Origin of the sequence: Streptomyces sp. NBC_00224, from assembly GCF_041435195.1 — a bacterium.
In the GTDB taxonomy this organism is placed as follows: Bacteria; Actinomycetota; Actinomycetes; order Streptomycetales; family Streptomycetaceae; genus Streptomyces.
The window spans coordinates 1,508,720-1,528,534 of the sequence record NZ_CP108106.1; the positions used below are offsets into that span (position 1 = coordinate 1,508,720).

The window sequence follows — 19,815 nt, forward strand, 5'->3', positions numbered from 1 at the left end:
CCGTCCTCTCCCAGGGGCCTGCCGGACGCGGCAACTCCATCACGCCGCCCCCGCTCCAGCGGCGCAGCGAAACGATTCGTCACTCCGATGGCCGGTCCCGCTCCCGCGCTCCCCGCGCCCGGCGGGCAGTTCAGGGACGGAGTCCGCGCGGTACCGCGAAGTCGGTGAGCAGGGCGGCGCCGGGCGCGAGGTCCGACCAGGAGCCGCGCCAGGTGAGCACGGCGATCGCCGAGGTGGGGAACTTGCTCCCGGCCCGGTCCAGGCTCTCGCCGAGGGCCTCCCCGGTGAGCAGCAGGGTCAGGTCCTGGACGCCGGGGTTGTGGCCGACCAGGAGCAACGTCTCGATGTCGGCGGGCCCTTCGCGCACGGCGTCGAGGAGGCCGCGGGCGTCGGCCGCGTAGAGCCGCGGGTCGTGGCGGACCGGGGGCGGGCTGCCCAGCTCGGCCGCCGCGAGCTCCCAGGTCTCGCGGGTACGACGGGCGGTGGAGCACAGGACGAGGTCGGGCAGGCAGTCGGCCGCGCTCAACCACCGCCCGGCGGCCGGTGCGTCGCGCAGCCCGCGCCGTCCGAGCGGCCGGGCGTGGTCGGGCACGCCGTCGGGCCACGCCGACTTGGCGTGGCGCAGGACCACCAGCCGCCGCAGCGGGCTCATGCCCGCGCCCCGTCGGAGGGCGCCTTGCCGATCTCGCGGGTCAGCTCCAGGCCGAGGACCCGGTCGAGCCGGGCGAACGTCTCGAACTTGGCGCCCGCCGGTACGTCGGCGTCCGTCGCCAGTTCGCCCAGGATCCGCAGCACGGCGGCGGTGTCGAGGCTGTCCTCCAGCCCGTCGCGGGCCGTGCGCTCCAGGTCGGCCCGGAGCGGCTTGGACGGCTCCTCGGCCCACCCGGAGACGGCCCGCCGCCACTGCGCGAGGAGCCGTTCGGCGCCCTCGACAGCTTCGGCCGTGACCACGACGGGTTCGTGGTAGAGACGATCGAGCAGCAACAAGCGCACGGCGAGCGCGTCCCCCTCCAGGTCCGTGCTCCCGCTCGCGCGCGCCTCCGCGATCCGTACGAAGGCACCGCCCCCGCCTTCGTACGCCCTGCTGGTGAGCTGTACGGCCGGTGGGCCGCCCAGGGCGTCGGCGATCTCGTCCGGGGTGCCCTCGGCGTCGGCGGGGTGGATACCGGCGGCGTCGGCGTCGGGGACCCGCGGTCCGGTCCGCCCCGTCAGGACGGCCCGGCCGCGCAGTTCGACGACGCGCGCGAGCACATCGGCGGTCAGGAGCACCCGTAGCCCGGCGAGATCGCCCGGACCACCGACCTCCGGCACATGCGCACAGATCCGCAGCGGCCCCCGGCCGACGAGATGATCAACGATTCGCAGCACACCACCGAGCCTAGGCGTTCACCCGCCCAGTGACAGGGACTCGCGCCACCGCGCCCGCCACGTGCCCGAAAACGATCGCATCAGCTTGATCGGGGTCAGCGCTCCTCTCGGAAGTCGACGTGACGGCCGGCGACCGGGTCGTACTTGCGCAGCGTGAGCCGGTCGGGGTCGTTACGGCGGTTCTTGCGGGTGACGTAGGTGAAGCCGGTGCCCGCGGTGGAGCGCAGCTTGATCACGGGGCGTAGTTCGTTGCGTGCCATGACACCCACTATACCGAAATGGTTTTCATTACCGTTAAGGTGGTGACGTACGGAACACCGTCAGCCACGAAGGAGCCCTCTCCCATGTCCGCCCACCACCAAGAGAATGAGCGGCGCCGCCTCGTCGTGGCCTGGTACGCGGTCAGGCGGGCCGCGCTGATGGCGATCATCCAGAGCTCGCGCGGCTCCGACGGCGGGTGAGCCGGTGACGGGAAACCGGCCCTCGGCGGCACCCGCCGAGGGCCGGATCGCGGTGTACAGAGGGTGACCGTCCGGCAAGCGGGAGGGACCGGAATCCGCTCTTCCTGACACAGTTCCGGCCAAAGGGAAGCCGGAAAACGCGCTGTCCCCGCTCCATGCGGGAGCTTGTTGTACGCGGGAAGCCCGATGACCTGCGCGGGGGGAACGATGCCGTACGACCTGGTACCGGGGGCGTTCGTCGCCAGGGAGCAGGAGCGGAAACAGGTGCTGGGGGCCGTTCTGGCCAGGAGAGGGGCCGCGGTCGTCGGGCCCGGCGGTGTCGGCAAGACGGCCCTGCTCACGGCCGTCACCTCACAGCTGGGCGCCTCCCGCTTCGAAGTCGTCTGGACAGCCGCCACCGAGGCGAGCCGCCAGGTGCCGTTCGGGGTCTTCCGCGGGCTGCTCGGCGTCGGCGGCCGCCTCGACCACGGCCAGGCGTACGGTCTGCTGCGCACCGAGCTCGCCCGCCGCGCGGGGCGGCGCACCCCGGTGCTCGTCATCGACGACGTCCACCACCTCGACGACGCGTCCGCCGCTCTGACGCTGAGTCTGGCCGGTGACGGGAATCCGCGCCTCGTCGTCTCCGCGCAGTCAGGGCTGCCCGCCTCCGACGCCGTCGTCGCGCTCTGGAAGGACAGCTATCTGGAGCGCCTCGACATCGCGCCGTTCGGCCTCGCCGACACGGCCCGGCTCGTGCACGCGCTGATGGACGGCGCCGCCGCCCACCCCACGGTGGACCTGCTCTACCAGTGGACCGGCGGAAATCCGCTCTTCCTCACCGAACTGGCCCGCCACGGCCGCGCCACGCGCCGCCTGGTCAGCGCGGGCGGCCTGTGGTGGTGGCGGGGCCCGCTGAGCGTGCCGCCCCGGCTGGCCGAACTCTTCGAGCGCGAACTGCGCGGCCTCGACCCGCGCCACCAGGACGCCCTGGCGGCGGTCGCCCTGGGCGAACCGCTCTCCCTGCCCGTACTGGAAGCGGTCGCCCCGGACGTCGTGGAGAGCCTGGAGGAGCAGGGCCTGCTGTGCACGGTGGAGATCGGCGGGCAGATCCTGGTCCGGCTCGGCCAGCCGATGCTGGGCGCGGCGCTGCGCCACCGGCTGCCCCGGCTGCGGCGCCGACGGCTCGCCGCGGCCCTGCTCGACGCGTGCACCCCCAGCGGCCCCGATCCGGTGACCCGGGCGCGCTGGCAGCTCGACGCCCACGGCCCGGTCGACTCGGCGCTGCTGATCCGCGCGGCGGAAACGGTGTGCCGCCAGGATCCCGAGCTGGCGTGCCGCTTCGCCCGCCGGGCCCTTGAGCGCTCCAGCGCCGCCGCCGTCCCGCTGGCCCACGCGCTGGTCGAGCTGGGTGACACCGCACAGGCCCGCAAGGTGCTGGAGCGGACGCGCGAGGCGGCGGCCACACCCAGCGGCCGGCTGCGGCTCGCCACGGCACTCGCCGCCCACCGCTGCTGGGCCGACCGCGACCCGGCGGGCGCCTCCGACGAGCTCGTCGCCCTGCGGGCCGAGGCGACGGCGCCCAGCGCGCAGGCCGCGCTGGACGGCGTCCACGCCCTGGTCCTGCTCTTCGGCGGCCGCACCGCCGCGGCGGCACGGCTGGCCGAACGGGTCCTGCACGAGGCCTTCCACGGGCCCGGCGTCGCCGCCGCCCGTCTCGCGCTCGCCGCCTCCCTCGCCCTGACCGGGCGTACGGCGGACGCCGCGACGCTGGCCGAGGACCCGTCCCCGGACCGGGCACTGCCTTCCTATCTGCCCGATCTCGCCACCTCGCTGCGCGCCTTCGCACAGCTGTGGCCCGCCTCCGGCCCGCTCAGACCCATCGACTCCCGGCCCCTTCCCCGCCGGGCGGGCCAGGGCCTGCCGCCCGGTGGGGAAGGGGCGTTGCTCGGTGGCTACCTCCAGTGGGTGAGCGGCCGGCGTACGGAGGCGATGGCGCGGCTGCGCGAGGCGGTGGTCCAACAGGCGGGCGGCCCCCGCCTGTTCCTGACGGAGGCCTCCAGCTGGCTCGCCATCTGTCTGGCCGAGGAGCAGCGCCCCGACTGCGCCGAGCAGGCCATCGCGCCCTGCTGGGCGGACCGGGTGGCGGTGGTTCCCGGCCAAGTGCACCGGGCGGCCGCGGTGATAGCGGCCGCGCGCGGGGATTCGGCGGGCGCGGCGGTCTCGATACGGGCCGCCGTGGACGCGGCGCGGGAGGCGGGGTGCTGGGCGGTGGAGGCCGAGTACCTGACCTGCGCGGCGTGGCTGTCCCCCGCCGGACCGCCGCCCGCCGTGCTCGACCGGCTGACCGAAGTCGTCCGCCACGTCGACGCGCCGCGGCTGGTCACGGGGGCGGAGGCCGTGCTGGCGCTGGCCCGCGGCGCCGGTCCGGAGCTGCTCGACCACGCCGTACGTCTCGACGCGCTCGGTCTGAGTACCCAGGCGTGGCGGCTCGCGGAGCGCGCGGCCGCCACGCTCCAGAAGCAGGGTGGCAGCCGCCGCGGTGACGCCGTGGTGCTGGTGGGGCGGCTGCGCGAGCGGCTCGGGGTGGCTGCGCCACCCGCCCAGCCGGTCGCGCTCACCACCCGGGAGGTGGAGATCGCCTCACTGGCCGCCGGTGGCCTGTCCGACCGGGCGATCTCCCACCGGCTCGCGGTGTCCGTCCGTACCGTCGAGAGCCACCTCACCCGGATCTACCGCAAGCTCGGCGTGCACTCCCGGCGCGATCTGCCGCCCGTGCTGCGCGGCTGAGGAGGCGGGCTCCGAGGTGTACGCGGCCGCGTGGAGCGCGTACATGTCCGCGTAACGGCCGCCGCGCGCCAACAGGTCGGTGTGCGCGCCCTGTTCGACGATCCGGCCGCCGTCCAGGACGACGATCAGGTCGGCCTCGCGCACGGTGGTGAACCGGTGCGACACGATCACGGTGGTCGTCGCCGGGCCGGGCGCGCCCGCCCGCAGATACCGGCTGAGCAACTCGGCCTCGCTGTCCGGATCGAGACTGGCAGCGGGCTCGTCGAGGAGGACGAGGGCGGGCCGGGTCCGCATCCGGGCGCGGGCCAGTGCCAGCTTCTGCCACTGTCCCGCCGACAGGTCCGTGCCGTCCGGGAACGTCCGGCCGAGCTGGGTGTCGAGCCCCCGGCCCAGCGCCGCCACCACCTCGGCGGCGCCCGCCGACTCCAGGGCGGCCCACACCGCCTCCGGGTCGTCCAGCGCCCCGAGTTCACCGACACCGACCGCCTCCCGGGCGAGCAGCTCGAACCGGCAGAAGTCCTGGAAGCACGCCGTGATCCGCGCCGACCACTGCTCGGCGGGCATCCCGGCCAGGTCCTCGCCGCCGAAGGTGATCCGCCCGGCGGACACCGGTTGCAGCCCGGCGAGCAGCGCGATCAGCGTGGACTTGCCCGCCCCGTTGTCGCCGACCACGGCGACGGTGGCCCCGGCGGGCAGGCTCAGGTCGACGGGCCCGAGCGCCGGTTCCGTACGGCCCGGATAGGTGAACGAGACGCCTTCCAGGACGAGATCGCCGCCGGATTCCTGTACGTGGCCCGGCCGCGCGGCATCCTGCCGTTCGGTGCCCCGCCGCGTCCCGCTCCCCCGCGCGTAGTCGACCAGCCGCAGATACAGCGCGACCGTGTCGAGCGAGCGGCGCAGCCAGCCGATCAGCCAGCCGAGGCCGGTGGTCGCGCCGACCAGCCGCGTACTCAGCAGCAGGACCAGCACCGCCTGGCCCGCCGAACCGGTTCCGTCGATCACCGATCGCGCGATCAGGTAGAGGCCGCCGATGAGCGCCGACGCGAAGACCAGCCACCCCGCGGCGACGGCGACCGCGCCCTTGGCCCGGGCCGCCTCACGCGGACCGCTCGCCGCGAGGAAGGCGTCCCGGTGGCGTGCCGAGAGCTCACCGGCGAGCCGGTACAGCCGCACCTCCCGGGCCGGTGCCGGATCGGTGGCCAGGGAGAACACGGCCCGGCGACGGCGGTCGGCCGCGGCACCCGCCCGCTCCGCCCCCGCCACCAGCCGCGCCTGCCGGCGGTTGGCCCCGGCCAGCGGCACGATCGTCAACGGCAGCAGCGCGAGCAGCGGATGCGCCCCCGCGAGCAGGACCAGCGCGCCCAGGAACCGGGCCACCAGGTTCGCGTTCTCCACCAGCGCGGCCAGGGCGGTGCCGAACTCCCCGCGCCGCTGGCGCACCACCTCGGCGGTGTCGAGGAACTCGGGGTCCTGGTAGTGCCCGATGTGCGGCGGCTCCGAGCACAGGGTCATCAGCCTGCGGTCGAATTCGAGGCCCACCCGGTGCTGCAGCACCAGCCGCAGATCGGTGGCGATCGCGGCGGCCTGGTGCACGAAGACGGTGACGCCGAGCAGGAGCAGCCCGCCGTGCACCGCCTCGGTACGGTCGTGGCCTCCGGCGCCGTCGACCATCCACTGCAGGCCCACCGCCTGGAGCGCCGCCACGACGTTGAGCAGCGGGGAGAGGGTCAGGACCACCAGGGCGCGCCGGGGGTCCGCCCTGACGGCGGTCCCGACCAGCAGACGGACAGCTGCGAGGCTCTTACGCACGGCTGCTTCCTCCCCGTATTCCTTCCCGTATTCCTTGCCTTGCCGCAAGCGTTTCGTCCCGTGCCGCGAAGGGCTGGGACTGCACACGGAACATCCGTGCGTACCGGCCACCGGCGGCCACCAGCTCGTCGTGCGTGCCGTACTCGCTGACGCGGCCGTCCTCGACGACGGCGATCCGGTCCGCGAGGCGGACGGTGGCGAACCGGTGCGAGACGAGGACGGTGGTCAGCCCGGCGGTGATGTCCAGGAAGCGGGCGTACAGCTCGTGTTCCGCCTGGACGTCGAGGTGGGCCGTGGGCTCGTCGAGGACGAGCACGCGGGCGCCGTGCCGGACCGCGTACAGGGCCCGGCTCAGCGCCAGCCGCTGCCACTGCCCGCCGGACAGCTCGGTGCCGTCGGTGTAGGCGCCGCTGAGCAAGGTGTCCCAACCGCCGGGCAGTTCGGCCTCGACACCGAGGAAGCCACCGAGCCGGGTGGCCTCGGTGAGCGCCTCCTCGTCGGCGTCCGCCTCGATCCGGCCGAAGCCGACGTTGTCGCGTACGGAGAACGGGTAGCGGACGAAGTCCTGGAAGACCACGGCCAGTTGGCGGCGCCAGGACTCGGGGTCGTGGGCGCGCAGATCCTGGCCGTCGACGGTGATGCGGCCGCTGTCCGGCCGGTAGAGCCCGGCGAGCAGTTTGGTGAGCGTGCTCTTGCCCGCGCCGTTGTCCCCGACGATCGCGAGCGAGGAGCCCACCGGGAGGGCGAGGTCCAGGCCGTCGAGGACCCGGCCGCGACCGCCGGGGTAGGCGAAGCCGACCTTCTCGAAGCGGATCTCCCGCTGCGGCAGACCGGCCGCGCCGAGCCGTCCCGCTTCCCCGTCCGTCCCCAGCTCACCGACCGCCAGCGCGGCCGGGACCGCGGCGCTCGCCGTGTGCAGCATCCACTGGAGGTCCCCGCTGAAGCCGAGCGCGAACAGGCCGAGCAACGCCTGCAGGGCGACGGTCAGTTGCTCCACGGAGCGGGCGCCGTGGGTGGCCTGGTGGACGAGCGGGAGCACGACCGCGAGGTGCGCCGCGAGCAGCAGCAGGATCGCCATGGCGTGGCGGCGCGGGCTGACCCTGGCCCGGCGCATCTGCACCATCCCGTCCCACCAGGCCGCGGTGAACCGCTCGACGAGCCAGGAGCGCAGGCCGAAGAGGCGCACCTCCTTCGCGGCGGGCGCCGTGGTGGCGACCTCGCGCAGATAGGCGGCGCGGCGCAGTTGCGCGGTCTCGCCCGCATGCGCGGACACCGACCGCTGGATCTCCTTCTCCTGCCAGCGCCCGGTGACCACCCAGGCGGAGCCCAGCACGACCGGCATCCACCACTGCCCGGCCCAGCCGAGCAGCACGGCCGACACCAGTCCGGTCAGCCGGAGCGGAACGAGCCCGGCGAGCGCGGTGACCGCCTGCCCCGGGGGGTGCGCGCCGAGGCCGACGGCCCGGGCGCGCTCGATGCGGTCGGCCACGTCCGCGTCGTCCAGGTGGCCGATCTGCGCCGGGCGCAGGGCGCCGTCGACCGTGGCCTGGGCCGTCGCACCGTCGAGCGCGGTACCGAGGCGCCAGGCGAGCATCGTACGGATGGGGTCGAGGACGACATCGAGGAAGAGCACCACGCCGAGCAGCACGAGCCCGACCCTCACGCCGTGCATCGACTTGGAGGCGTCCGTCAGCGCGGCCACCAGCCGCCCGGTGGCCAGCGGCAGCAGGGCACTGCCCGCGGCCTGCCCGACGACGAGCGCGGCGAGCGCGATGGTCAGCCCTTTGGCGATCCGGGGCAACTGCCGGACCAGGAGCAGGATGTCACTGGTGGTCTTCATGACCGGTTCACCCTCCGCCGGACGGGGTTCGCCGGCCCTCCCGGCCGACGGGTGCGGTGGCCGCTCCAGGACGGGAGCGACCACCGCTTCGCGTTAGCGACCGGTACCGACGGTCGGGGGCGGATACATCATGAGGCTCACCTCCTCCGTGCTCTGGGTCACAGGAGAGGAAGCTAGCCGGAGGAGCGGGGCCGGGAGATCCGTATTCGACTACGTAACTCAAAGCCGCCGCTACGCAGTTGGGGGCGCGCGGCTTGCGTACGTACCCCATGTGCGTACGTACGCGCCCGCGCTCATTGCGTACTTCGCCACGGACGACCGGCGGGCCGGGCGTTCGTAGCGTGCGGATCCGGCGACGTGTGTCGCCCCCGCGGCCTGGAGGTACGCCCATGGACACCGTCGAGAACCCCAACGCCATCATCTGGGACGTCACGTTCGCCTGCCCGTTGCGCTGCTACCACTGCTACACGGAGTCGGGGCGGCGCCCCGCGAAGAACCTCAGCCACGACGAGATGATGCGGGTCGCGGACGCGATCCTCTCCCTGGAGCCGCAGCAGATCACCCTGTGCGGCGGCGAGCCGCTGACCATCAAGCGGATCGTGGACGTCGCCCGCTACTTCTCGGACGCCGGGCTTGTGGTCTTCGTCTACACCAGCGGCTGGGCGGTGCCGGTGGCGACGGTCGAGGCCCTGGCCGAGGTGGTCTCCAAGATCGTGGTGAGCCTCGACGGAGCGACCGCCGCGACCCACGACCGGATACGGGGGCGCGCCGGTTCCTTCGCGCGGGCGACCGGCGCACTGGCCCGGATCGACGCGGAGGTGGGGCGCAGGATCGCGGCGGGGCTTGTGGCCCCGCGCTTCGGCATCGACTATGTCGTGATCCGCAGCAACTTCGACGAGTTGGACCGGATGTGCGCGGAGGTGGCGCCGCGTTTCCCGCATCTGGAGACGCTGTACTTCGGGGCCGTGGTGCCCACCGGGCTCGCCAGCCGCCCCTCGTTCGTCGAGCACGAGCTGCTGCGGGACGAGCAGGTGGCCGAGCTGATCGCGCCCGAGACCCGGCGCCGGCTCCAGGCGGCCGCCCCCGCCTCGGTCGCCGTGGAGACCACCGAGAACTTCGAGGTCCAGATGAACCCGGACTTCCTCGCGCGCACCCCGGGTTTCCGCCCCATGGAGATCGAGCCGGACGGCGAGGTGCGCGGCATGCCGATCTACGAGGGCACGGTGGGCAGCCTGCTCACCGAGGACCCCCTGGTCGTGTGGCGGCGGTCGCGGGCGCGCTGGGACGACCCGTTCGTCGTCGACTGCCTCAACGCCGTGCGCACCCGCGCCGACTGGGCCGAGGCGGTGCGCCGCATCGACCTGCGGTTCGGCTCGCCCGAGGTGCGCGAGCGGATCGAGGCCCGCCCGGTCCAGCTGCCGGTGGCCGGCCGACCGGTATGAGCGCGGCCGGCCGCGGCCGCGCGGCTCAGCGGAAGTCGTCGGCGTGGTCGTCCGCCCAGATCCGGAACGTACGCGCGGGCTTCCCGGTGATCTCCTCCACCGTGCCGGTGACCAGGTCCGACCGCGACCGCTTCTCGGCGCTCGCCAGCAGGGCCTCCACGAGGGCGGGCGGGCGGCCGTCCGCGAGCATCTGCTTCCGGGCGATCTCCACGGGCACCTCCTCGAACCGCAGCGGGCGCCCGATCGCCTCGCCGATCGCCCGCACCTGCTCGGCCCTGCTCACGACCTCCGGGCCGGTCAGGACGTGCTTCACACCCGCCTGCCCGGTATCGGCCAGCGCCCGTACCGCCACCGCCGCGACATCACGCTCGTGGATCACGGCGGTGGGCGCGATGTCGGGGCCGCGCATCGCACCGGTGCTCCGGATCTGCGCGGCCCAGCCGAGGGTGTTGGAGGCGATCGTGTTCGACCGCAGGACGGCCCACTCCAGTCCGGACTCCTCGATCAAGGCCTCCATGTCGGCGTGGAGTTGGTTGATCGGATCGCTCTGCCGGTCGGCGTCCTCGCGCACGCCCGACGACGAGAGGTAGACGATCCGGCGCGCCTGCCGTTCGATCGCCTCCAGGACGGCGGGCGCGCCCTCCGTGGTGAGGAACGGCCAGATCAGGAACACCGTGTCGATGCCCGTCAGTGCCGCATCCAGTGACGCCGGCTCCGCCAGGTCCCCCGTCGCGACCTCGGCGCCGTCCAACGCCCCGGCCGCTTGCGGCCGACGCGCCAACGCCCGTACGCCGATGCCCTCGGCCACGAGTTGCGCGACCACCTGACGTCCCACATTGCCGGTCGCGCCGGTCACCAGAATCCCGTTCATGATCAGCTCAACCGGCTCGTACCCGGGTTATTCCTCGGGCGCCACCCGCACCGTACGGTTCGGTGCTGCGCCCGGGGAACGGCCCGTGTCAGACGACCGTGAAGCCGTGGCGGGCGCCGAGCCGGGTGAGCGAGTCACGGCCGGGGATCCCGTCCGCGTCCGGGCCCGAATAGCCGCACCGCCGCTGCCAGGCGGAGTACGCCGTCTTCGTCTTCGTGCCGAAGGAGCCGTCCACCCAGGTGGCGCTGAGCAACCCCTCGGCTTGCAGGGCGCGCTCCACGACCAGGACCTCCGCCTTGTACGTGGTGCCGCCCTGGGGGAGGCCGGGGTCGCGCCTGGCCGCGGCGACCACATGGGCCAGCGAGACCTTCGCCTTCGGTGGAGCTCCGGTGAACTGGGGCCAGGAGCCGGGGTCCTGATGGGTGTTCTCCGGCACCTGCTGGTGTCCGTACCAGCCGCCCTGTGTCTCCCACACGTGCTCGTTGCGGTGCGAGGTGAAGTCGACCGGCCGCCCCATGGGCCAGGTGTCGGGCACGCCCCAGGAGCGCACCCAGGCGTTCAGCGTCGCCCAGCCGGTGCAGGGGGTGTCGACGAGCCGGGCGTAGACCTTGCCGCCGACCCGGCAGTACGGGAAGAAGTGCGACTCGATCTGTATGACGACCGTGCCCGCTCTGTTGGTCCGGGTGCCGCCGGATAAGTCGACCAGCGACTTGGAGCGCGAGTTCGCCGGGAAGAACTGGGTGAACGCGCCGGTGAAGGGCGACCAGAGCAGGTGGGGGGCGGACGGTTTGCCGTCGGGGTTGCGGCCGAACCACTCCTGCAGGTTCCCGTACGGCACCTGGTCCTGCGGGTGGGCGGCGGTGGCGTTCTTGTCCCAGGTGATGTGGGCGATCGCCTTGGCGGGGTAGGTGCTGTCGGTGGGGGCGTGGTCGCCCACGTCGATCCGTTGTGCGCCGGGCAGCCAGAGGTCTGGCATCGGTGCCTCCAGAGCAGAGCCCCGGTCGTCCGGGGCCCGTGGGGGGATGGGGGAATGGGTGGGGGCCGGCTGATGACGTCGAAGCCGAAGGCCCCACGGGCGCGTCCCGCCCGAGGTCTTCCGTGACGCTCCGTCGACCAGCCGGTGGGTCGAGGCGGAGTTGGCCTGTCATGAACAGTGTTGCGCGCAACGGCCCCGCCGAAACGATTCGGCGGGCCTCCTTGCCAAGGGCGTTACCAACACCGTCCGCATCACGAGGCCGGGCCGCAGGCCTGTCTGCTGGACCGCGGGCCGGAGTCGCCGTAGCCGACTCCGGCCCGCGGTCAGGTGGCTCAGCGGCCGGCGAGGAACACCGAGCGGAGCTTGAGGCGGTCGCTGGCGGGCCGACCGTGGGGCCGGAGGGTCCAGGAGTCACCGGTGCAGTCGGGCTCGGTGAAGACCAGCGCGTATTCGTCGGTGTTGTTGTGCGGGGCGAAAGCGGGTTCGGAAGCATCCGGGTCGGCGGCCTCGGGGATCGTGATGCACAGGCGGCTTGCCGGGTCGTGCAACGTGGCCGACTGCGCGCTCCCGTCGAGCCCCGTGAACTTGTACGAGAAGTCGCCGGTCGCGGCGTTGGCCGTGCCCGACACGGCGAGCAGGAGCGCGAAGGAGCCGGCCGTGACGGCGGCGGCAGCGGTGCGTAGACGCATGGAGACATAACCCTTTCGAAGAGCACCGACGCGCACAGCACACGCGTCAAGATCACCCCAATGGTCACTCTCCGCGAGCAATCGATTCTCCTGCGCCACCAGATCTACCGGAAAGCGTGGTTTACCCCTTCGTACCCTTCACGCTCCGCACATCCGGCCACGAGCGGCGGCGCAATTGCGCCCAAGTGTGCAGCGGGCCGCACCACTCCTCCGTCGACACGGGGAGTTCGGCGCCCTCCAGGACGAGGGGCATGACCCGCAGATACAGCAGATACGCCCGGGCGGCCGCCTCCTCGCACAGCGCGGCGGCCGTGGCGCGCTCGGCGACGGCGAAGCGCTCCACCTCGACGATCGGCCCCGCGTCCACCCGCTCGACCATGTGGTGGCAGGTCACCCCGAACGTCTCCGCCGACCGCGCCAGCGCCACCTCGTACATCCCCACGCCCCGGATGTCGGGCGGCCCTGGATGGAAGTTGAGGGCGCCGCGCCGGGCGCGCTTCAGATCCTGGCCGGACAGGATGTAGTCGGCCTTGAAGCCGACTATCCAGTCGCCCTCCCAGCCGCCGAGCGGGTCCTGGGGGACCGGGTCGCCGTGCTCCCACAGCACGTGCGAGACGGCCGCACCGGCCGCCCGGGCGAACCGCCCGACCAGTTCGCCCCATGCCGACCTGTCCGTGACCAGCAGCAACGACGGATCGCCCCGTCGCGCGTGATGAGCTCCCACGCGTCCCCCCTCGCTCGGGCCCGCCTGCCCGGCATGAGCCAGGGTGCTGACAGGGTGACGACACGTCAAGAGCGCCCGGGAGCGGGCGCCCGGCGGACCGGCGCCACTCTCCCGCGACTTCGCCAACCCCCGCCCCACCAGCCCCAATCGTCGCCCTGTGCACGATCCGGCAAGGAGCGCGCACGGATCGTCAAGGACATCTCTAGTCGGCCCTCGTTGAATGAGGCACAAGCCGACCAGGAGGGGGCAGGCAGTTGAACACCCCATCGCAAGCAGACCACGGATCCGCCCACGCGGACACCTTCGTACGGGACCACCTACCACCCGGGCCGCTCCAGCCCGACCTGCTCCTCGGCATGCCCTCCTTGCGCTTCCCCGCGCGGTTGAACTGCGCGTGGGAACTCCTGGAGGGGGGCGGTTCGTTGGACCGGGCACAGCGGACCGCCGTGCTGTCCCCGCACGGCGTGCGCTGGACGTATGAGCATCTCACCGCCGTCGTGGCGCGCATCGTGCACGTCCTGACCGAGGACATGGGCCTGGTGCCGGGCAACCGGGTGCTGCTGCGCGGCGCCAACACACCGCTGCTGGCGGCGATCTGGCTCGCGGTGGTGCGGGCGGGCGGGGTGGTCGTGGCCACGGCGCCCACGCTGCGGACCGAGGAGCTCACCTATGTGATCGACAAGGCCCGGGTCACCCACGCCCTGTGCGAGTCCGGCCTGCGGTCCCAGCTGGAGTCGACCGGGCGCGTGCCCCGGACGATGTTCTTCCGTGGCGGGGCGGGCGACGAGGCCGGTCTGGAACGGGCGATGGCGGACAAGCCCGACTGGTCGCTCCCGGTCGACACCGCCGCGACCGACCCCTGTCTGATCGCCTTCACCTCCGGCGCCGGGGGGATGCCCAAGGCCACGGTGCACTCGCACCGCGATCTGATGGCCGCGTGCAACTCCTTCCCCCGGCACGTCCTGAGGGCCACCAGTGACGACCGCTTCATCGGCACCCCCTCACTCGCGGACACCTACGGGCTGGGCGGACTGCTCCTCTTCCCCCTGCACGTCGGCGCCTCGACCGTGCTGCTCGACACCTCTTCGCCTCGCCAACTCGCCCGCGCCATCGGGGAGTTCCGTGCCACGGTCTGCTTCAGCGGGCCCGCCCGCTACCAGGCGATCTGCGCCGACACCACCCCGTACGACCTGGCCTCGCTGCGTGAGTGCGTCTCGTCGGGAGAGGCGCTGCCGACCGAAACGCGCCGGAGATGGAAGCAGCGGACCGGCAACAGCGTGATCGACGGGCTCAGCTCCGCCGAGATGTTCCACATCTTCGTCTCGATGCGCGGCGAGGAGGCCTGGTCCCGGCCCGGCGCGATCGGGCGGGCCGTCCCCGGCTATCTCACCGCGATCGTCGACGACTCCGGGCGCCCCCTCCCGTACGGCCAGGTCGGCGCCCTCGCCGTCAAGGGGCCCACGGGCTGCCGCTACCTCGACGACGTACGCCAGCAGGACACCGTGCGCAACGGCTGGACCTTCACGGGCGACGCCTGCTGGGCCGACGAGTACGGCTTCCTCTACTACCACTCCCGCATGGACGACCCGCTCAGCGATTCCGGACTGCCTCGCGGTAGTCACGCGGGCTGATCCCGTACGCCGCACGGAAGGCGCGGCTGAAGTGGGACGGCTCGATGAAACCCCAGCGGGCGCCGATCGCGTACACCGGGCGGCGGCGCAGGGCCGGGTCGGCCAGGTCCCGGCGGCAGCACTCAAGCCGCCGGGCCCGGATCCACGCGGCGACCGTCGTACCGCGCGAGTCGAAGATCTGGTGGAGGTGGCGCAGGGATATCCGGTGTGCGGCGGCGACCGTCGCGGGCGAGAGGGAGGGGTCGCTCAGATGCCGGTTGATGAAGTCGCAGACCTCCACCCGCAGCGCCTGCTTGCGCGACTCCGGGGTCATCTCGTCCTCGACGGCCATACGGCGCCCGAGCACGGCGGCGAGCAGGTCCACCGTCACCGAGGCCAGGGCCGGGATGTCGGCGGGCGCGCACTCGTCGGCGCGGGCGTCGAGGTCGGCGAGCCAGCGCCCGAACACCCCGCCCATCCCGTGGTCCGCCGCGATCGGGGTCGCGGTGACGCGCTGGACCACGTCCTGGGGCAGCGGCAGCAGGGTCCGGGGCAGCTGCACCACCGTCATCGACGAGAGCTCTCCGTCGAAACCGCCCTCGAACGGGCGGCTGCTGTCCACCAGCACCAGTTCTCCGGCGCGCACGACCGCCGCCCGCCCGCTCTGCGCGGCGTGACCACCGCCCGACCTGAGGACGTTGACCTGGTAGACCTCGGGATCGTCCTGCCGTATCAGCTGGGGCGTACGAGTGATCTCCACGCTCGGGTACGTGAGCGTGGACACCCGCACATCGCCCAGGTCGAGGACACGCAGCCGGGCGTGGAAGTCCTCGGCCCACTCGCTGCGCAGCCAGTTGCGCACATGGGACTGGCCGGCCAGCTCGCTCCACAGCGCGAACCGCTCGGCCGCCGGCACGACCGCGGTGGTGAACTCGCTCGTCAGACCCATCCCACACCCCCGTTGTGCCAGATGTCCGATGTGGCGCGAGCATGGCACACGTGTTCGCCTAGCGTCGAGCGCGTCGTCGGCCATCCACCGCCGTATACCTGCCGCGTCCCACTTGAATCCGGAACACGTCGAAAATGCCGCGAAGAGCCGCGCGGCAGCCGTCTCACCTCGGCGCGGGCCAAATTCCGTTGCCCCGCGGCCGACCCATGAGGAAGGCTTCGCGCCATGTCAGAGAACACCGCCGACGGCACGTCAGAGAACATCACCAACGGCTCCCGAGCCGTGGCCGCGCTCTTCTCCCACGGCCGGCTGACGGCGATCCCCCGCAAGGCGGCCCGCCGTGAGCAGTTGCTCGTCCACCTCAAGGAGACGCTCTTCGAGCCGGGACGGCAGTACACCGAGCGCGAGGTCAACGAAGCGCTGCTCACGGTCCATGACGACTTCCCGGCGCTGCGCCGCTACCTGATCACGGCGGGCCTGCTGACCCGTACCCGCGACGGCGCCAGCTACCAGCGGGCGGCGTAACCGGTCGGGCATCGGCTCGGCCCCCAGCCCTTCAGGGGTTCTCAAACCTCACCTCCGGGTTCCCGGCCGTCGGCCCCGCGAGCACCGGCTGCGGTATCCCCCGCAGATGCTCGTCGAAGAACGCGGCCACGTACGTACGCGTGATGCCGATCGCGCGCCGCGCGGGCAGCGGTGGCCGGGGCAGCCCGAAGTGCTCCTCGATGGCGGGGCTGTCGGAGAAGCTGAAGTGCTCCGATCCGGCCACACTCAGCCAGCGCTTCCAGCCGCCGAGCGTCGGCCACGTCCGGTCCCAGGTCTTGTCCTCGCCGCCGGGCCGGTGCTCGTCCGTGCCGAGCATCATGAAGGGGCGCCCGCCGAGCCCTCCCGCGGGCAGGGCGTCCCAGAACGCCCCGTCCATGTTGATCCCGGCCCCGACCCGCCGGTCCTCCAGCATCGTCGTGGCCGCGCTCGCGCCGCCTATGGAGTGCCCGGCCATGCCGATGCGCCGATTGTCGATCATGTCGGCGTACCGCCATATCGGATGGCGTCCGGTGAGACGGTCGAGGACGAAGGAGACGTCCTTGGCGCGCGTCGCGGTGACGACGCTCCCCGACACACCGCCGTCGCCCACCGCGTCGCAGGCCAGACAGGTCAGGGTCCGGCCGCCGGGGACGGAAATGCCGTACGACTCGTACGCGTGGTCCAGCGAGGCGACCACATAGCCCCTGCTGGCGAGGTCCTCGGCGAGATTGGTCAGGGTGTAGCGGGACACGCCGAAGCCGGGCGAGAGCACGATCAGGGGGTGACTCCCCCGCGCGGGCCGTGCGTCGGGGCGGCTGTTGGTCCGCGTGGCGCTCAACTGCGCCGCCGGGACGGCCGCTTCGATGCCGAGGCCCTTCACCAGGAGGGCCGTCTCCTCGGTGGTGGCGTACGGCGCCGGGCGGCCCGGCCCGGGCCGTGCCGCCGGATAGTGCAGCGTGAGCATGAGCTCGCGCGCGTCGGCGCCGGGCTTCCACGGGTCCGTACGCGACCGGTCGACCAGGTGGAACACGGAACTGCCCACCCCGTACTCACCGGTGGGGCGCGGCAGTTGCAGGGGGCCGGCGGCGACGTCGGCCGGTGCGGCCGGTGCCGGCGACGCCGCCGCGGGTAACGCCGATGACTGCGGCGCCGCCGAAGCGGTACTCGCGGCGACGACGGGCAGCGCGAGAGCGAAGGAGAGTGCGACGGCCGTGACCGCCCGAGTGCGTCCGATCATGCTCTCGACGGTAGAGCGCGGGGCCGGGCGTGCGCGTCGTCCTCTGGTCCCTATTCGCAGGCCGCCGCATCCACCCGAGGGTTGCCCCTCGCCTCCACCCGGAGGTGGGCTTGCGTGATCACTGCCCCCCGGGACCGGTTGCGGCGGGCCGTGGGACGACGGAAGGTGATTCGGGTGCCGCTTACACCCGAATCGGGGTACCCGGATCGACACAGAAACACGAAAGCCTCAGGGAGTCGTCATGCCCCGTGGATCCAGCCCGAAGCGGGAACGTCAGTACGAGCACATCAAGGAGAGCGCCGAAGAGCGCGGCGAGAGCACCAAGCGGGCGAAGGAGATCGCCGCCAGGACCGTCAACAAGGAGCGCGCCCGCTCCGGTGAGTCCAAGACCGCCGGCAAGAGCTCCACGCAGGACATGTCGTCGTCCAAGCGCGGCGGCCGGCGCTCGCACAGCGGCTCCCAGGGACCGACGTACGACCAGCTCTACGCCGAGGCCCGGCGCCGCAACGTCCACGGCCGCTCCGACATGAACAAGGCCCAGCTCAAGCGGGCTCTCGACGGCAAGTGAGCCGTCGGGCGGGACGGCGGCCGGACGGCCCGGGCCCCTCCGGCGGCCGGATACCGCCTCCGATACGGTGAGCGACACCATACGCAGCGTAGCCACTACACTGTGTAACGACCCACCACCCAAGCGGCTGGGTGCGGGGTGCCCGTTTTGCGGGAAAATGGTGACGCAGGAAGCCGCCAAGCGCTAGCGAACGGCATCAGCGATGGACAGGACAACCACGGTTCCGGACCGCAAGGCCTCGTCGAGTGCGGCGGTGCTCGGGGCACCGTGCTGGGTGAGCCTCATGGCGCGCGAGCTGGAGCCCGCGCTCGACTTCTACGGGGCCGTCTTCGGCTGGACGTTCCGCACCGGGCGGCTCGGCGAACAGTTCCGGGTGGCGCTCGACGGCGGCGAGCCCGTGGCCGGGATAGGAGCCCTGGCGCCCGCGCTCCAGGTGGCCGTGGCCTGGACGCCGTACTTCGCGGTCGAGGACGCCGACAAGACCGCCTCGCGCATCCGCGAGCGGAGCGCCACGGTCGCCGTGGGCCCGGTCGCGTTCCAGACGGGGCGCGGCGCGCTCGCCGCCGACCGGGACGGCGCGGTCTTCGGCATCTGGCAGGGCAAGCTCGTCGACGACTGGGAGTCCTGGCGCGACCGCGAGCCGGCCTGGCTGCGGCTGCGCACCCGTAACGCCTTCGAGGCAGCGATCTTCTACGGCGAGGTCCTCGACTGGGCGGACGAACGGCCTGGCTGCTGCGACGTCCAGTACGAGGCCGAGGAGGTCGTCCTGCGGCACGGCGGCCACATCGTGGCGCGCCTCGGCTCCGGCGCCCTGGAAGCGGCGCCGGACCCCACCATCCGGCCGCACTGGGAAGTCCACTTCGTCACCACGGACGTCCCCGCCAAGACGGCCACCGCCCGCGCCCACGGCGGCATGGTCATCGCCCAGGGCACGGCCGCCAACGGCCCCTGGGCGACCATCCGCGACCCCGACGGCGCCACATTCACCGTCAACACGCGCGCGGTGGCGCAGCGGAAGGCGTGACCGGGCGCCCGGTCGGCCCGGGTACGGCAGACGCCGGGATCACCGGCATCACCGGCGTCACTGCGCGTCGTGGAAGACGAGCCCCAGGGTGTGCCGTCGACCGGAGCGGACCGTGCTCACCCCGTGCCGCATGGGGCCCGCCGACCAGCCTCGCTGTGAGCGCACGGGCCGGTCGCGCATGGTGAAGACGAGCCCGTGGCCCTGCGGCAGGGTGGCGGCCGACCCCCTCGACTGTGCGCGGGGCCGCTGCTCGGTCATGAGGAACTCCCCGCCGGTGAAGTCGGTTCCGGGTGCGTTCAGGCCGATGACGACCTGGAGCGGGAAGACGGCCTCGCCGAACACGTCGCGGTGCAGGGCGTTCCAGTCGCCGGGTCCGTAACGCAGAAGGATCTGGGCGGACTTGGCCTGCCCGGCGTCATGGCACATCCGCAGCCACTCCCCCAGCGTGTCGGGCCACGGCGCCGGACGTCCCAGCTTCGCGGCCCACTCGCGCGCGATGGGCAGCAGGCGTGGATAGAACGCGGCGCGCAGGTCGGCGACCACGTCGGGCAGGTCGTGGGTGAAGTAGCGGTACTGGCCGGAGCCGAAGCGGTGCCGGGCCATGTCGACGGTCGTACGGAAGTGCTCGCCCTCGTCGTAGAGCGCGGCGATCTCGTGGCACTCGTCCGGGGTGAGCAGCGGGCCGGTGGGCGCGCTGCCGTGCTCGTCGAGTTCTTCGGCCAGCGCGGGCCAGGCCACCGCCGCGACACGGTCGGCCGGGCGGCCCGCCGGACGCGTGGCGTCGTTCGTGTTCATAGTGCGAGGGTGGCGCTTCGCGACAGGGGTTGCTGGCGGGATCCGGACGCCACGGTGCGGCCGCGTCCGGGGCGCGCGGCGAGGACCGCGCCCCGGTCTCCGTCCCGGTCCACGCATCACTCGATCTCGACCGATCTCAAACGTGTCGATTATTCACCTAA

The 19,815-nt window shown here is 72.9% G+C and carries 17 protein-coding genes and 1 pseudogene; 6 read left to right on the forward strand and 12 right to left on the reverse strand.

The features are described 5' to 3' along the window. Positions 1 to 130 precede the first annotated feature (130 nt). The 3 genes from OG965_RS06725 to rpmG all read right to left on the reverse strand — a co-directional run bounded on the left by OG965_RS06725 (position 131) and on the right by rpmG (position 1,628). On the reverse strand, positions 131 to 652 hold the full coding sequence (locus tag OG965_RS06725; protein WP_371650139.1) for a histidine phosphatase family protein: 522 nt from the start codon (positions 650 to 652) through the stop codon (positions 131 to 133). Further along, positions 649 to 1,368 (reverse strand): hypothetical protein, encoded by a 720-nt coding sequence (locus OG965_RS06730; RefSeq protein ID WP_371650141.1) that lies wholly within the window; start codon positions 1,366 to 1,368, stop codon positions 649 to 651. The genes OG965_RS06725 and OG965_RS06730 overlap by 4 nt, the downstream gene beginning before the upstream one ends. Positions 1,369 to 1,463: 95 nt before the next feature. After that, positions 1,464 to 1,628, reverse strand: coding sequence for a 50S ribosomal protein L33 (gene rpmG / locus OG965_RS06735; RefSeq protein ID WP_044382365.1), 165 nt, complete (start codon positions 1,626 to 1,628; stop codon positions 1,464 to 1,466). 408 nt (positions 1,629 to 2,036) lie between these two features. Here rpmG and OG965_RS06740 point away from each other — a divergent pair, with 408 nt between their 5' ends. Beyond that, on the forward strand, positions 2,037 to 4,595 hold the full coding sequence (locus OG965_RS06740) for a LuxR C-terminal-related transcriptional regulator (protein ID WP_371650143.1): 2,559 nt from the start codon (positions 2,037 to 2,039) through the stop codon (positions 4,593 to 4,595). 264 nt (positions 4,596 to 4,859) lie between these two features. On the opposite strand, the pseudogene OG965_RS06745 reads toward OG965_RS06740, so the two are convergent. Both OG965_RS06745 and OG965_RS06750 read right to left on the reverse strand, forming a co-directional pair. Next, positions 4,860 to 6,266 (reverse strand): annotated as a pseudogene (locus OG965_RS06745) (ATP-binding cassette domain-containing protein); the annotation flags it as partial. A 130-nt stretch (positions 6,267 to 6,396) separates the two neighbouring features. Beyond that, positions 6,397 to 8,244, reverse strand: a complete 1,848-nt coding sequence (locus OG965_RS06750; RefSeq protein WP_371650145.1) for an ABC transporter ATP-binding protein — start codon at positions 8,242 to 8,244, stop codon at positions 6,397 to 6,399. Between the two features lie 389 nt (positions 8,245 to 8,633). Between OG965_RS06750 and OG965_RS06755 the strand changes: the two genes are divergently transcribed. Next, positions 8,634 to 9,686, forward strand: a complete 1,053-nt coding sequence (locus tag OG965_RS06755; RefSeq protein WP_371650147.1) for a radical SAM protein — start codon at positions 8,634 to 8,636, stop codon at positions 9,684 to 9,686. A 25-nt stretch (positions 9,687 to 9,711) separates the two neighbouring features. On the opposite strand, the gene OG965_RS06760 is transcribed toward OG965_RS06755, so the two are convergent. The 4 genes from OG965_RS06760 to OG965_RS06775 form a co-directional block, all read right to left on the reverse strand. Then, positions 9,712 to 10,557, reverse strand: a complete 846-nt coding sequence (locus tag OG965_RS06760; protein WP_371650149.1) for an NAD(P)H-binding protein — start codon at positions 10,555 to 10,557, stop codon at positions 9,712 to 9,714. Between the two features lie 88 nt (positions 10,558 to 10,645). Next, positions 10,646 to 11,533, reverse strand: a complete 888-nt coding sequence (locus OG965_RS06765; RefSeq protein ID WP_371650151.1) for a peptidoglycan-binding protein — start codon at positions 11,531 to 11,533, stop codon at positions 10,646 to 10,648. A gap of 332 nt (positions 11,534 to 11,865) precedes the next feature. Further along, complete coding sequence (locus OG965_RS06770) at positions 11,866 to 12,222, reverse strand: hypothetical protein (RefSeq protein WP_371650153.1); 357 nt, start codon at positions 12,220 to 12,222, stop codon at positions 11,866 to 11,868. Positions 12,223 to 12,343: 121 nt separating this feature from the next. Further along, positions 12,344 to 12,946 (reverse strand): formyltransferase family protein, encoded by a 603-nt coding sequence (locus OG965_RS06775; protein ID WP_371650155.1) that lies wholly within the window; start codon positions 12,944 to 12,946, stop codon positions 12,344 to 12,346. A gap of 254 nt (positions 12,947 to 13,200) precedes the next feature. Between OG965_RS06775 and OG965_RS06780 the strand changes: the two genes are divergently transcribed. Further along, on the forward strand, positions 13,201 to 14,577 hold the full coding sequence (locus OG965_RS06780) for an AMP-binding protein (RefSeq protein ID WP_371650157.1): 1,377 nt from the start codon (positions 13,201 to 13,203) through the stop codon (positions 14,575 to 14,577). On the opposite strand, the gene OG965_RS06785 is transcribed toward OG965_RS06780, so the two are convergent. Beyond that, positions 14,537 to 15,505: a helix-turn-helix domain-containing protein gene (locus tag OG965_RS06785; RefSeq protein WP_371650159.1), complete on the reverse strand. Its 969-nt coding sequence runs from the start codon at positions 15,503 to 15,505 to the stop codon at positions 14,537 to 14,539. The two genes, OG965_RS06780 and OG965_RS06785, sit on opposite strands and share 41 nt — an antisense overlap. Before the next feature lie 225 nt (positions 15,506 to 15,730). On the opposite strand from OG965_RS06785, the gene OG965_RS06790 reads away from it, so the two are divergent. After that, complete coding sequence (locus OG965_RS06790) at positions 15,731 to 16,030, forward strand: DUF2087 domain-containing protein (protein ID WP_371650161.1); 300 nt, start codon at positions 15,731 to 15,733, stop codon at positions 16,028 to 16,030. Positions 16,031 to 16,061: 31 nt separating this feature from the next. Here the strand turns inward: OG965_RS06790 and OG965_RS06795 are convergent, their stop codons facing one another. Then, complete coding sequence (locus tag OG965_RS06795) at positions 16,062 to 17,267, reverse strand: alpha/beta hydrolase family protein (RefSeq protein ID WP_371650163.1); 1,206 nt, start codon at positions 17,265 to 17,267, stop codon at positions 16,062 to 16,064. 241 nt (positions 17,268 to 17,508) lie between these two features. On the opposite strand from OG965_RS06795, the gene OG965_RS06800 reads away from it, so the two are divergent. Beyond that, positions 17,509 to 17,835: a plasmid stabilization protein gene (locus OG965_RS06800; RefSeq protein WP_371650165.1), complete on the forward strand. Its 327-nt coding sequence runs from the start codon at positions 17,509 to 17,511 to the stop codon at positions 17,833 to 17,835. A gap of 202 nt (positions 17,836 to 18,037) precedes the next feature. After that, positions 18,038 to 18,859, forward strand: coding sequence for a VOC family protein (locus OG965_RS06805; RefSeq protein ID WP_371650167.1), 822 nt, complete (start codon positions 18,038 to 18,040; stop codon positions 18,857 to 18,859). A 57-nt stretch (positions 18,860 to 18,916) separates the two neighbouring features. Here OG965_RS06805 and OG965_RS06810 read toward each other — a convergent pair whose 3' ends face one another. Continuing rightward, positions 18,917 to 19,654, reverse strand: coding sequence for a 2OG-Fe(II) oxygenase (locus OG965_RS06810; protein ID WP_371650169.1), 738 nt, complete (start codon positions 19,652 to 19,654; stop codon positions 18,917 to 18,919). Positions 19,655 to 19,815: the final 161 nt, after the last annotated feature.

Excerpts from the sequence above, each read along its gene's own strand:
- OG965_RS06755 (WP_371650147.1), top strand. The coding sequence starts at position 8,634 with ATGGACACCGTCGAGAACCCCAACGCCATCATCTGGGACGTCACGTTC.
- OG965_RS06800 (WP_371650165.1), top strand. The coding sequence starts at position 17,509 with ATGCCCCGTGGATCCAGCCCGAAGCGGGAACGTCAGTACGAGCACATC.
- OG965_RS06725 (WP_371650139.1), bottom strand. The coding sequence starts at position 652 with ATGAGCCCGCTGCGGCGGCTGGTGGTCCTGCGCCACGCCAAGTCGGCG.
- OG965_RS06760 (WP_371650149.1), bottom strand. The coding sequence starts at position 10,557 with ATGAACGGGATTCTGGTGACCGGCGCGACCGGCAATGTGGGACGTCAG.
- rpmG (WP_044382365.1), bottom strand. The coding sequence starts at position 1,628 with ATGGCACGCAACGAACTACGCCCCGTGATCAAGCTGCGCTCCACCGCG.
- OG965_RS06740 (WP_371650143.1), top strand. The coding sequence starts at position 2,037 with ATGCCGTACGACCTGGTACCGGGGGCGTTCGTCGCCAGGGAGCAGGAG.
- OG965_RS06750 (WP_371650145.1), bottom strand. The coding sequence starts at position 8,244 with ATGAAGACCACCAGTGACATCCTGCTCCTGGTCCGGCAGTTGCCCCGG.
- OG965_RS06765 (WP_371650151.1), bottom strand. The coding sequence starts at position 11,533 with ATGCCAGACCTCTGGCTGCCCGGCGCACAACGGATCGACGTGGGCGAC.
- OG965_RS06810 (WP_371650169.1), bottom strand. The coding sequence starts at position 19,654 with ATGAACACGAACGACGCCACGCGTCCGGCGGGCCGCCCGGCCGACCGT.
- OG965_RS06795 (WP_371650163.1), bottom strand. The coding sequence starts at position 17,267 with ATGATCGGACGCACTCGGGCGGTCACGGCCGTCGCACTCTCCTTCGCT.
- OG965_RS06790 (WP_371650161.1), top strand. The coding sequence starts at position 15,731 with ATGTCAGAGAACACCGCCGACGGCACGTCAGAGAACATCACCAACGGC.
- OG965_RS06805 (WP_371650167.1), top strand. The coding sequence starts at position 18,038 with ATGGACAGGACAACCACGGTTCCGGACCGCAAGGCCTCGTCGAGTGCG.
- OG965_RS06770 (WP_371650153.1), bottom strand. The coding sequence starts at position 12,222 with ATGCGTCTACGCACCGCTGCCGCCGCCGTCACGGCCGGCTCCTTCGCG.
- OG965_RS06785 (WP_371650159.1), bottom strand. The coding sequence starts at position 15,505 with ATGGGTCTGACGAGCGAGTTCACCACCGCGGTCGTGCCGGCGGCCGAG.